The sequence below is a fragment of the Pseudomonas viciae genome, from assembly GCF_004786035.1.
Taxonomy (GTDB): domain Bacteria; phylum Pseudomonadota; class Gammaproteobacteria; order Pseudomonadales; family Pseudomonadaceae; genus Aquipseudomonas; species Aquipseudomonas viciae.
Genome location: NZ_CP035088.1, coordinates 6,130,187 through 6,142,891 on the forward strand (window position 1 = coordinate 6,130,187; position 12,705 = coordinate 6,142,891).

At 61.6% G+C, this 12,705-nt stretch carries 10 protein-coding genes; 8 read left to right on the top strand and 2 right to left on the bottom strand.

Annotated elements, in window-relative coordinates:
- The first annotated feature begins 19 nt into the window (after positions 1 to 19).
- From EPZ47_RS27315 to rarD, 5 genes are all read left to right on the top strand, one after another.
- Positions 20 to 760: a ComF family protein gene (locus EPZ47_RS27315; RefSeq protein WP_135847498.1), complete on the top strand. Its 741-nt coding sequence runs from the start codon at positions 20 to 22 to the stop codon at positions 758 to 760.
- 57 nt (positions 761 to 817) lie between these two features.
- Complete coding sequence (locus EPZ47_RS27320) at positions 818 to 1,582, top strand: TOBE domain-containing protein (protein WP_135847499.1); 765 nt, start codon at positions 818 to 820, stop codon at positions 1,580 to 1,582.
- A gap of 67 nt (positions 1,583 to 1,649) precedes the next feature.
- Positions 1,650 to 3,545 (top strand): PhoX family protein, encoded by a 1,896-nt coding sequence (locus tag EPZ47_RS27325; protein ID WP_135847500.1) that lies wholly within the window; start codon positions 1,650 to 1,652, stop codon positions 3,543 to 3,545.
- A gap of 191 nt (positions 3,546 to 3,736) precedes the next feature.
- Complete coding sequence (locus EPZ47_RS27335; protein WP_135847502.1) at positions 3,737 to 4,711, top strand: serine/threonine protein kinase; 975 nt, start codon at positions 3,737 to 3,739, stop codon at positions 4,709 to 4,711.
- Positions 4,712 to 4,912: 201 nt separating this feature from the next.
- Complete coding sequence (rarD, locus tag EPZ47_RS27340; protein ID WP_135847503.1) at positions 4,913 to 5,800, top strand: EamA family transporter RarD; 888 nt, start codon at positions 4,913 to 4,915, stop codon at positions 5,798 to 5,800.
- A gap of 217 nt (positions 5,801 to 6,017) precedes the next feature.
- Here rarD and EPZ47_RS27345 read toward each other — a convergent pair whose 3' ends face one another.
- Positions 6,018 to 6,536 (bottom strand): glycine cleavage system transcriptional repressor, encoded by a 519-nt coding sequence (locus tag EPZ47_RS27345; protein WP_135847504.1) that lies wholly within the window; start codon positions 6,534 to 6,536, stop codon positions 6,018 to 6,020.
- A gap of 537 nt (positions 6,537 to 7,073) precedes the next feature.
- Between EPZ47_RS27345 and EPZ47_RS27355 the strand changes: the two genes are divergently transcribed.
- On the top strand, positions 7,074 to 9,251 hold the full coding sequence (locus EPZ47_RS27355; protein ID WP_135847506.1) for a malate synthase G: 2,178 nt from the start codon (positions 7,074 to 7,076) through the stop codon (positions 9,249 to 9,251).
- Positions 9,252 to 9,355: 104 nt separating this feature from the next.
- Here EPZ47_RS27355 and EPZ47_RS27360 read toward each other — a convergent pair whose 3' ends face one another.
- The gene (locus tag EPZ47_RS27360; protein WP_135847507.1) at positions 9,356 to 9,802 is read right to left on the bottom strand and encodes a response regulator; all 447 of its coding nucleotides are present in this window, start codon (positions 9,800 to 9,802) and stop codon (positions 9,356 to 9,358) included.
- A gap of 242 nt (positions 9,803 to 10,044) precedes the next feature.
- Here EPZ47_RS27360 and EPZ47_RS27365 point away from each other — a divergent pair, with 242 nt between their 5' ends.
- Positions 10,045 to 11,985, top strand: a complete 1,941-nt coding sequence (locus EPZ47_RS27365; protein ID WP_135847508.1) for a putative nucleotidyltransferase substrate binding domain-containing protein — start codon at positions 10,045 to 10,047, stop codon at positions 11,983 to 11,985.
- Positions 11,982 to 12,689: a 3'-5' exonuclease gene (locus tag EPZ47_RS27370; RefSeq protein WP_135847509.1), complete on the top strand. Its 708-nt coding sequence runs from the start codon at positions 11,982 to 11,984 to the stop codon at positions 12,687 to 12,689. Before EPZ47_RS27365 ends, EPZ47_RS27370 begins: the two co-directional genes overlap by 4 nt.
- Positions 12,690 to 12,705 lie beyond the last annotated feature (16 nt).

Below are 12,705 nucleotides of genomic sequence, written 5' to 3' on the forward strand. Positions count from 1 at the left end.
GCATATTTAAGGAAGAGCCATGCGCTGTCAACCACAATACGATGGACCGGTTTACATCTGGTTAAAAAACAAACAATTCTGTCTGCTGTGTGGCGAAACCACCGATACACAGCAGCCTATTTGTACACCGTGCGAAAGCGAACTGCCCTGGCTCGGCGATCAATGCAGCGTCTGCGCCCTGCCGCTGCCCATGGCCGGGCTGTGTTGTGGACAATGCGCCACGCGGCCGCCGGCCTTCGAACGGGTCCTGGCGCCTTGGGCCTACGACTTTCCGGTGGACACGCTGATCACCCGTTTCAAGCATCAGGCGAAATGGCCTCTTGGCCGGTTGATGGGTGAGCTGTTGGCGCAGTCGCTGCAACATCATTTCGATGAAGGACTGGAGCGACCCGATGCGCTGGTACCCGTGCCACTGGCGGCACGGCGCTTGCGCCAGCGCGGCTTCAATCAAGCGACGCTGCTCGCCCGCTGGCTCAGCAAACCGTTGGCGATCCCCTGCGAAGAAAACCTGCTGCGGCGCACACAGGACACTCCCGCCCAACAGGCACTCGATGCCAAGGCCCGGCGTCGGAACCTGCGCCAGGCCTTTGCCGTGACGCCCGAGGCTCTATTGCACAACCGTCACCTGGCACTGGTGGACGACGTGCTTACCACTGGCGCCACCGCCCAGGCGCTGGCCCGCCTGCTGCTCGATGCCGGCGCCGCACGTGTCGATGTGTATTGCCTGGCGCGCACGCCGAAACCCGCTGAGCTGGCTTGACGCGCGGCGCCCGAGGCGCCAACGTCCGTCCATCAACCTTTGCACGCAGTTTCCGTCATGTCATTGCCTACGCTTCTGACCCAACACATCGTTAGGCGCCCACAACGCATCGCGCTGCTGCAGCACATCGCCGAACAAGGCTCGATCACCCGTGCCGCCAAAAGCGCTGGCCTGAGCTACAAGGCGGCCTGGGATGCCATCGACGAGTTGAACAACCTCGCCGACCAGCCGTTGGTGGAACGCAGCGTCGGCGGCAAGGGCGGTGGCGGCGCCAAGCTGTCAGAGGAGGGGCAACGCGTGCTGCGTCTGTATCAGCGCTTGCAAGCGTTGCAGGCGCAGTTACTGGAAGCCAGCGAGGACGCCGGGGATCTGGGCCTGCTCAGTCGCCTGATGCTGCGCACCAGCGCCCGCAATCAACTGCATGGCAAAGTCCTGGGGATCGAGGCCCAGGGCCACAACGACCGGGTACGCCTGGAACTGGCCCGGGGTCTGGTCATCGAAGCGCAAATCACCCATGACAGCACGCTACGCCTGGAGCTGGCGATCGGCACCGAAGTGGTGGCCCTGATCAAGGCCGGCTGGTTGGAGTTGCACCCGGTCGATTCAGCGGAGCAATCGGGAATCAACACGTTGCGCGGCGTGATCGAGCAGGTTGCCGCCGCCGCAGACGGTCCCAGTGAAGTGCGTATCGGCCTGCCCAACGGCCAGACACTGTGCGCCCTGGCCGATCCGATCCAATTGCATGAGCGAAACCTGGCTGCCGGTTCTGCGGTGCACGTCGCGTTTTCACCGACAAATGTGCTGCTCGGCACACCGCTGTAGCCCACTGCAACAATAGTTTCATCGACCCGCTTTAAGGTGACTGCCAAAACCAGCAGGGAGCCTGATGATGAGCCTATTAGAAGAAAACCAATCCACCGACCTGGAAAAGATCGTCGGCCTGAGCCGTCGTGGCTTCATCAGTGCCGGCGCACTGTGCGGCGCAGCGATGTTTCTGGGCGGCAACCTGCTGAGCCGCAGCGTCCTGGCCGCCGCCGTAAGCGAAGGCAACAGCAGGCTGCTGGGCTTCAACAGCATCGCCGCCGCCACGACGGACACCATCACCTTGCCGCAGGGCTACAAATCCTCGGTACTGATCAGTTGGGGCCAGCCACTGCAGAAAAATGCACCGGCGTTCGACCCCAGTGGCAACGGCACCGCCCGTGCACAGGAAGTGCAGTTCGGCGACAACAACGACGGCATGAGCCTGTTCCCGTTCCCCGGCGACAACAACCGGGCGCTGATGGCGATCAACAACGAGTACACCAACTACCAATACCTGTTCCCTCACGGCGGCCAGCCACAGTCGGCCGAAGACGTGCGCAAGGCCCAGGCCAGCGAAGGCGTCTCGGTGATCGAAATCCAGCGTCGGCGCGGCCAATGGCAGTTCGTCCAGGAATCGCGCTACAACCGCAGGATCCACGGCAACACACCGATTCGCCTGCGTGGCCCAGCCGCCGGGCACGACCTGCTGAAAACCAGCGCCGACAAGAGCGGCAAGAAAGTGCTGGGTACCTTCCAGAACTGCGCCAACGGCATGACGCCTTGGGGCACTTACCTGACCTGTGAAGAGAACTTCACTGACTGCTTCGGCAGCAGCAAGTCGGACCTGCAGTTCGACGCGGCCCAGAAACGCTATGGCGCCACTGTCACCAGCAGTGAGATCAACTGGCACTTGCACGACCCGCGCTTTGACCTGGCGAAGAACCCCAACGAACTCAATCGCCACGGCTGGGTAGTGGAAATCGACCCGTTCGATCCGCAATCCACCCCGGTAAAACGCACCGCCCTGGGCCGCTTCAAACACGAAAACGCCGCCCTGGCGCAGACCAATGACGGTCGCGCCGTGGTGTACATGGGCGATGACGAGCGTGGCGAATTCATCTACAAGTTCGTCAGCCGCGAGCGCATCAATCACAAGAACGCCAAGGCCAATCGCAACCTGCTGGACCATGGCACCTTGTATGTCGCGCGCTTCGATGCCGGCGATGGCAACCCGGACCATCCCAAAGGCCAAGGCCAGTGGATCGAGCTGACCCATGGCAAGAACGGCCTCGACGCCAGCAGCGGTTTCGCCGACCAGGCCGAAGTACTCATCCATGCACGCCTGGCCGCCAGCGCCGTTGGTGCCACCCGCATGGACCGCCCTGAGTGGATCGTGGTCAGCCCGAAAGACGGCCAGGTCTATTGCACCCTGACCAACAACTCCAAGCGCGGCGATGCTGGCCTACCAGTGGACGGGCCGAACCCTCGGGCCAAGAACGTCTACGGGCAGATCCTGCGCTGGCGCACCGACCGCGACGATCACGCCGCCAAGACCTTCGCCTGGGACCTGTTCGTGGTCGCCGGCAACCCGACAGTCCATGCCGGCACGCCAAAGGGCGGTTCCTCCAACATCAATCCACAGAACATGTTCAACAGCCCCGATGGCCTGGGCTTCGACAAAGGCGGACGCCTGTGGATCCAGACCGATGGCGACTCGAGCAACGCCGGGGACTTCGCCGGCATGGGCAATAACCAGATGCTCTGCGCCGATCCCAACAGCGGTGAAATCCGCCGTTTCATGGTCGGGCCGGTGGGTTGCGAAGTGACCGGGATCAGCTTCTCGCCGGACTACAAGGCTATGTTCGTCGGGATCCAGCATCCCAGCGGCGGCTCAACCTTCCCCGAGCACTTGCCCAACGGTAAGCCGCGGTCGTCGGTGATGGTGATTACCCGCGAGGATGGCGGGGTCATCGGCGCCTGACACTTTGTGGCGAGGAGGCTTGCTCCCGCTGGGTTGCGCAACGACCCCATTTTTTGTGGGCGCTGCGCCCCCAAGCGGGAGCAAGCTCCCTCGCCACGAAGAGCAATTCAAGTCTCACCGATTAATCCCGACTGCTTTGCGCTACCATGCTGGGCCGGACGCGGCAGCCCTGCCGCTGCGCAGGAGTCAGCATGTCCCATCCGTTTGAAACCCTCACGCCCGACCTGGTGCTCGATGCCGTTGAAAGCATCGGCTTCCTCAGCGACGCCCGCGTGCTGGCTCTCAACAGCTACGAGAACCGCGTCTACCAAGTCGGTATCGAAGATGCCGAACCGCTGATCGCGAAGTTCTATCGCCCCCAGCGCTGGACCAACGAAGCGATTCTGGAAGAGCACAGCTTTACCTTCGAACTGGCCGAATACGAGGTGCCGGTGGTGGCGCCGCTGATCCACAACGGTGCCAGCCTGCACGAACACGCCGGGTTTCGTTTCACCCTGTTTCCCCGTCGCGGCGGCCGTGCACCGGAGCCGGGCAACCTCGATCAGCTCTATCGCCTGGGACAATTGCTCGGGCGCCTGCACGCGGTCGGCGCGACCCGCCCGTTCGAGCATCGTGAAGCCTTGGGCGTGAAGAACTTCGGCCACGACTCGCTGGTTACCGTACTGGAAAGCGGTTTCGTGCCCCGCAGCCTGCTGCCGGCCTACGAGTCGGTCGCCAGGGACCTGCTCAAACGCGTCGAAGAGGTCTACGCCGCCACGCCCCACAAGAACATCCGCATGCACGGCGATTGCCACCCCGGCAACATGATGTGCCGCGACGAGGTGTTCCACATCGTCGACCTGGACGACTGCCGCATGGGGCCGGCGGTGCAGGACCTGTGGATGATGCTCGCCGGCGATCGCCAGGAATGCCTGGGACAGTTATCGGAACTGATGGACGGCTACCGTGAGTTCCACGACTTCGACCCTCGGGAACTGGCGTTGATCGAACCGCTGCGAGCCCTGCGCCTGATGCACTACAGCGCCTGGCTGGCGCGACGCTGGGACGACCCGGCCTTCCCGCGCAGCTTCCCGTGGTTCGGCAGCGAACGTTATTGGGGCGACCAGGTATTGGCGCTGCGCGAGCAATTGGCGGCGCTCAATGAAGAGCCGTTGAAGTTGTTCTGATGTACCGCAGAATCATCCTGTGGGAGCGGGCTTGCTCACGAAAGCGCTGGGTCAGGCAAAATTGTGCTGTCAGACACGCCGCCTTCGCGGGCAAGCCCGCTCCCACGGGGATCTGCGGTGATTGTGCACAATGCTCACAGCACGACCTGACAAATTTCCTTACAATCACGCTTTTGTTAGCTGCCTAAGCAAGGATTCTGCATGCAAGCCGCCAACCCGCGTCGCGGGTATATCCTGGGCCTGAGTGCCTACATCATCTGGGGTCTGTTCCCGATCTATTTCAAAGCCATCGCTAGCGTGCCGTCCGTGGAAATCATCATCCACCGGGTGCTGTGGTCGGCGCTGTTCGGCGCGGCGTTGCTGATGGTCTGGAAACACCCAGGCTGGTGGCGTGAACTGCGGGATAATCCGCGTCGCCTGGCGATCCTGGCCCTGAGCGGCACGCTGATCGCGGCCAACTGGCTGACCTACGTGTGGGCGGTGAACAACGAGCGCATGCTCGAGGCGAGCCTGGGTTATTACATCAACCCGCTGGTGAACGTATTGCTGGGCATGTTGATCCTGGGTGAACGGCTGCGACGCATGCAGTGGCTGGCAGTGGGGCTGGCGGCGGTCGGCGTAGCGCAGCAGGTCTGGCAAGTGGGCAGCCTGCCGTGGGTGTCGCTGGTGCTGGCGCTGACCTTCGGTTTTTATGGGTTGATCCGCAAACAGGCGCCCGTCAAGGCCTTGCCGGGGCTGGTGGTGGAAACCTGGATGCTGGTACCGATTGCCATTGCCTGGTTGCTGTTCAACCCGACGGCCACCAGTGCCCAACCCGCGTTTTGGACCACCTCCGAAGCCTGGTGGCTGGTGGCGGCCGGCCCCGTGACGCTGGTTCCGCTGGTGTGTTTCAACGCCGCGGCGCGGCATTTACCCTACACCACGTTGGGATTTCTCCAGTACATCGCCCCGACGCTCGTGCTGTTGCTTGCGGTGACGCTGTTCGGTGAGCATCTGTCGTCCAGCACGCTGGTGGCGTTCCTGTTTATCTGGGCCGGGCTTGCGGTGTACAGCGTCGACGCCGTGATCAGCATGCGCCGCCGCGCCTGATCAAATATTGCACAACTCTCCACAGGCCACGCCTGACGTGGCCTGCACTGATCTTTCCCAAGGTTATCCACAGCGTGATCCCCGCCGTTTGTGCACAAGCCCTTGAAAACTGATGGTTTTTTGATCATTCCCCGCCGAAGCCCGGCGGGCTTGGGCTGGCGCCGGGTCTCTACAGGTTATCCACAGGCAGGCACAACTTTTCCTTGGATAACCCGCATCACGCTTCGTCGCTGAGTTTGAGCTCCACCATCAACTCATCGGCCAAGGTTTCCAGGTGCTTTTGCAACGTGTCCAGCGACAGCGTCAAAGGCACCCCGAGGATTGCTTCGGCGTGGAACAGCAACTCGCTGCTCATCGGCGCCGGCCGCACGTGGGTCACCAGGCGCTCGACGTTTACGCCCTGCTCACTCAGCAAACGGGTGATGTCACGCACGATGCCAGGGCGATCGTTGCCCACCAGTTCCATGGCGATGGGTTTCCAGTTGCAGGATTCTTCAAGGGCGCTTTCGGCGATCAACACGCGGATACCCTGGGTCGACAGCCCCTGCAAGGCTTCGATCAGTTCTCCCTGGGACTCGGCCGGGACGCTGAGGCGCAGGATCCCGGCAAACTGCCCGGCCAGGTGCGACATGCGGCTTTCCAGCCAGTTACCGCCGTGCGCGGCGATGCAGTCGGCAATGCGCTCGACCTGCCCGGGCTGGTCCGGGGCGAAAACAGTGATGACGAGGTGGTCCATGGCGCAGCCCTCTTGTTGTGGAAGAAACAGTATAGGCAGGTGATCGCGAGCAGACTGTGGGCCTGAGGATTTATACCTCACCCCTGTGGGAGCAAAGCTTGCTCGCGATACAGGCGCCTCGGTTCCAGTGGGATCGAGTGACTTTCATCGCGAGCAAGCTTTGCTCCCACAGGATGGCAACAGATACATCGTGTACAAACATCAAGATTTATCTGGAACAATCTGTTGGTTTTTTGAGAACATCCCATGCCTCGTCGTGACTGTACTGCTTTAGTCGGTCGCAGAACGACGCAATTAGTCTAATTTTCACAAGCGCAATTGATCATGTAGTATGCCGCAGCAAGCACTACATAACGTTGGACCGATGTCTGCTTAAGGCCAGTCGCATCCCTGAAAAGCCCCGTCAGCAAGGCTAAACACCCAGCCGCCAGCGATGGCATGTACTGGTTCCGGGGTTTGTGGTTTAAATGTCCCGAGGCTTCATTGTCAAAATCGAAGAGCTGAAAAGCGAAATAGCTGAGCAGAGTGAGGCAAGCAATGACTGAACACGTTCAAGTCGGTGGCCTGCAGGTCGCCAAAGTCCTGTTCGACTTCGTGAATAACGAAGCCATTCCCGGAACCGGTCTCACCGCCGACGCGTTCTGGGCCGGTGCCGACAAGGTCATCCACGACCTGGCCCCGAAGAACAAAGCCCTACTCGCCAAACGCGACGATTTCCAGGCGCGGATTGACGCCTGGCACCAGGCTCGTGCCGGCCAGGCCCACGACGCCGTGGCTTACAAAGCCTTCCTGCAAGACATTGGATACCTGCTGCCAGAAGCGGCGGATTTCCAGGCCACGACCCAAAACGTCGATGATGAAATCGCCCGCATGGCCGGCCCGCAACTGGTGGTGCCGGTGATGAACGCGCGTTTTGCCCTCAATGCGTCGAACGCCCGCTGGGGTTCGCTATACGATGCACTGTACGGCACCGACGCCATCAGCGAAGCCGATGGCGCGGAGAAAGGCAAAGGCTACAACAAGGTGCGCGGCGACAAGGTCATCGCCTTTGCCCGCGCCTTCCTCGACGAAGCGGCACCGCTGGCGGCCGGCTCCCATGTCGATGCCACCGGTTACAAGATCGTCGACGGCAAACTGGTGATTGCCCTCAAGGGCGGCAGCAACAGCGGCCTGCGTGACGATGCCCAACTGATCGGTTTCCAGGGCGACACCTCGGCACCGACCGCCGTGCTGTTGAAGCACAACGGCCTGCACTTCGAAATCCAGATCGACGCCAGCACCCCGGTCGGCCAGACCGACGCCGCCGGCGTCAAAGACATCCTGATGGAAGCCGCGCTGACCACCATCATGGACTGTGAAGACTCGGTCGCCGCCGTCGATGCCGATGACAAAGTGGTGATCTACCGCAATTGGCTCGGCCTGATGAAAGGCGACCTGGCTGAAGACGTCGCCAAGGGCGGCCAGACGTTTACCCGCACCATGAACGCCGACCGCGTCTACACCACCGTCGACGGTTCAAGCGTGACCCTGCACGGCCGTTCGCTTTTGTTCGTGCGTAACGTCGGCCACCTGATGACCATCGACGCGATCCTGGACCAGCATGGCAACGAAGTGCCGGAAGGCATCCTCGATGGCCTGATCACCAGCCTGGCGGCGATCCACAGCCTCAACGGCAACACGTCGCGGCGCAACAGCCGCACCGGTTCGGTGTACATCGTCAAGCCGAAGATGCACGGCCCGGAAGAAGCCGCGTTCACCAACGAGCTGTTCGGTCGCGTCGAAGACGTTCTGAACCTGCCGCGCAACACCCTCAAGGTCGGGATCATGGACGAGGAGCGCCGGACCACGGTCAACCTCAAGGCCTGCATCAAGGCCGCCAGCGAGCGCGTGGTGTTCATCAACACCGGTTTCCTGGACCGCACCGGCGACGAAATCCACACCTCCATGGAAGCCGGCCCGATGGTGCGCAAGGCTGACATGAAAGCCGAGAAGTGGATTGCCGCGTACGAAAACTGGAACGTCGACATCGGCCTGAGCACCGGCCTGCAAGGTCGCGCACAGATCGGCAAGGGCATGTGGGCCATGCCGGACCTGATGGCCGCAATGCTGGAACAGAAAATCGCTCATCCAATGGCCGGTGCCAACACCGCGTGGGTACCGTCGCCGACCGCCGCTGCCCTGCATGCGCTGCATTACCACAAGGTCGACGTGTTTGCTCGTCAGGCCGAACTGGCCAAGCGGGCGCGCGCCTCGGTGGACGACATCCTGACCATCCCGTTGGCCGTCAATCCGAACTGGACACCGGAGCAGATCAAGAACGAACTGGACAACAACGCCCAGGGCATCCTTGGCTACGTGGTGCGCTGGATCGACCAGGGCGTTGGCTGTTCCAAAGTGCCGGACATCAACGACATCGGCCTGATGGAGGACCGTGCGACGCTGCGTATCTCCAGCCAGCACATCGCCAACTGGCTGCGCCACGGCATCGTCACCCAAGACCAGGTGATGCAAAGCCTCAAGCGCATGGCGCCGGTGGTGGACCGCCAGAATGCCAGCGACCCGTTGTACCGTCCGCTGGCGCCGGACTTCGACAGCAACATCGCCTTCCAGGCGGCGGTCGAGTTGGTGGTCGAAGGCACCAAGCAGCCAAACGGCTACACCGAGCCGGTGCTGCACCGTCGTCGGCGCGAGTTCAAGGCAGCCAATGGGTTGTGATTGAGCAGTAAACGCAGCACAAGAAAAAGCCCTGATCGAAAGATCAGGGCTTTTTTCATTGCAAGGGAAGGTATTGCCAAGCACTGCTTTTGTGGCAAGGAGATTTAGAGATCCATCCCCAACTCATGCTTGACCAACCCCAGCAATTTTTCCGTATCGATCGGCTTGAGCAGGAAATCCACCACGCTCAGGTGCATGGCTTCGATGGCGTCCTTCACGTCGGCGTCGCCGGACACGATGATGATCGGCAGCGCCGCCCGCTCCGACTCGCGCACCAGGCGGATCAGTTCCAGGCCATCAACGTTGCCCATGCGCAGATCGGTAATCAACAGCCCGATCGACGGCTTGGATTCCAGCATCTTGAGTGCTGTTTCGCCACTGGCGGCGGTCATGCAGTGAATGCCGTCCAGCGCCAGAATCTCCGACAGCAGCTCGCGAGCGTCCTTGTCGTCATCGACGATCAAGACTCGCTGCGGCGGCAGGTCAGGCTCCAGCATGACGGCACTCAGCGCCTCGCGCTCGGCGTCACTCAAAATATCGTGGTCGGACATGGTGCTCTCTACGTTCTTTAAATCGATCCCCTGGCACAGTGGTCAGACATCGTTCTGCGGCGCTTCAATGTGCACTTCGTCGGATTTTTTTCCAAGAATATTTAATGAAGATTTTTCCCGCGCCAAACCCAGGATTTCTCGGCAGTCGCAACGACCTAGACTTACGTCCAATGGGCACCCCGCGCTCAGGGGCCGACCATGGGGAATAGTTCCGACCACAACAATTCGAAAAAGACTGCGTAATGGTTATGAAAAAAGCGGACGCTTTCATCCAGGCAGGGAAAACCGCGGTGTTGCAAAACATCCAGGGCACGTTGCAGTTTCTCCAGCGCTTCCCCCCGTTCAACCAAATGGAAAATGCCCACCTGGCCTATCTGGTGGAGCAATGCCTGCTGCGTTTTTACGCACCTGGCGAAAGCATCATCAAGCCGGCCGACGGCCCGGTGGAACACTTTTACATCGTCAAACAGGGCCGGGTGGTGGGCGAACGTCCGCATACGGCCAAAGGCGGCACCGAGACGACTTTTGAAATCACCACCGGTGAGTGTTTCCCCCTCGCTGCGTTGCTGGGCGAGCGCGCAACCCGCACCGAGCACCTGGCCGGCGAAGACACATTCTGTCTGCAATTGAACAAACAGGCCTTCATCAAGCTGTTCGCCCTGTCGAGTCCGTTCCGCGACTTCGCCTTGCGCGGGGTCAGCAGCCTGCTCGATCAAGTTAATCAGCAGGTCCAGCAAAAGTCCGCGCAAACCCTGGGCACGCAGTACTCCCTCAATACACGGCTGGGTGAACTGGCAATGCGTCATCCGGTGAGCTGCAGCCCCGACATGCCGCTGCGCGAAGCCGTGAAGCTGATGCACGAGCAACAGGTCGGCAGCATCGTGGTGGTGAATGAGCAGAAAGCGCCGGTGGGGATTTTTACCCTGCGCGACCTGCGACACGTAGTGGCCGACGGCTCCGGGGATTTTTCCCAGCCCATCGCGGCACACATGACCCAAACCCCCTTTTACCTGTCCCCGGACCACAGCGCCTTCGATGCGGCCATCGCCATGACCGAGCGCCACATCGCCCACGTCTGCCTGGTCAAGGATCATCGTTTGTGCGGCGTGGTGTCGGAACGCGATCTGTTTTCCCTGCAGCGCGTCGACCTGGTGCATCTGGCCCGGACCATTCGCAGCGCCCAGAAGGTGGAAAACCTGGTGGCCCTGCGCGGCGAGATCGGCCAACTGGTAGAACGCATGCTGGCCCACGGCGCATCCTCGACCCAGATCACCCACATCATCACCCTGCTCAACGACCACACGGTATGCCGGGTCATCGAGCTGACCCTGGCCGACAAGGGCGATCCGGGCGTGCCATTCAGCTGGTTGTGTTTCGGCAGTGAAGGCCGCCGTGAGCAGACCCTGCACACCGACCAGGACAACGGCATTTTGTTCGAAGCACGGGACGCCGCCCATGCGGCGCAGATCCGTGGCCTTCTGCTGCCCATCGCCCAGCAGATCAACCAGAGCCTGGCCCTGTGCGGCTTCACCTTGTGCAAGGGCAACATCATGGCCGGTAACCCCGAGCTGTGCCTGTCCCGCGCCGAATGGGCCCGACGCTTTGCCGCCTTCATCCGCGAAGCGACCCCGGAAAACCTGTTGGGCTCGAGCATCTATTTCGACCTGCGGGTGGTCTGGGGCGATGAGCAGGGCTGCGAACAACTGCGCCAGCAGGTGCTCGCACAAGTGGCCGATAACCGTTTGTTCCAGCGCATGCTGGCCGAGAACGCGCTGCGCCATCGCCCGCCGGTGGGACGTTTCAGGGACTTCGTACTGAGCCGCAAAAACGGCGAAAAGGCCACCCTGGACCTTAAAGTGCAGGGCCTGACGCCCTTTGTCGACGGCGCCCGTTTACTCGCGCTGGCCAATGGCATCGAAGCCATCAATACCTTGGAGCGCTTGCGGCAACTGGTCATCAAGCAAGTGATCGAACCGCTCGACGGCGCGGCCTATGAAGAGGCCTACCACTTCATCCAGCAGACCCGCATGCAACAACATCAACTGCAAACCCGCGAGAACCTGCCCTATTCCAACCGTGTCGACCCCGACAGCCTCAATCACTTGGACCGACGCATCCTGCGCGAGTCCCTGCGCCAGGCCCAACGCCTGCAAAGCAGCCTGACGGTGAGGTATCAGCTGTGAGCCTGTTTTCCTGGCTACGTCCGGCCCAGCCGATGTTGCCCGAGGAAGTGCAGCAGCGCGTGGAAAGCTTGCTGGCGCCTTCGGCGTTGGGTGAGTGCAGCCTGCGAGAGCAGCGCTGGGTGGTGCTGGACCTGGAGACCACCGGGCTGAATCTGAATAAGGACCAGGTGCTGTCCATCGGTGCGGTGGTCATCGAAGACGGCGCTATCGATTTCAGTCAGCAGTTCGAACGTACCCTGCAATGCGACAAGCAGAAGCTCGGACCGAGCGTATTGATCCATGGCCTGGCCCCAAGCGCGATTGCCGCCGGCAGCCATCCGGCCGAGGCGTTGCTGGCGTTCATGGAGTTCGTCGGCGACAGTCCGCTGCTGGCGTTCCATGCGCCGTTCGATTCCCACATGCTCGGGCGGGCACTGAAGGATTACCTGGGTTATCGCTTGCAGCATACGTTCCTGGACGTGGCCGACCTGGCCCCCATGCTTTGCCCCCAGGCGAATATGCGCAAGGCCGGCCTGGATGAATGGATCGACTGGTTCAAGCTGCAAGTCTTCGACCGCCACAACGCCAGCGCCGACGCCCTGGCCACGGCGGAACTGGCGTTGATCCTGTTCAGCCGCGCCCACCAGCAAGAGATCCAAAGCCCGCTTGACCTGCAACAGCGGTTGGGCCAGTGGAAACGGCGGCAGCAGGCGCCTTCGCTTTAGCCTGAGGCTTACGAAC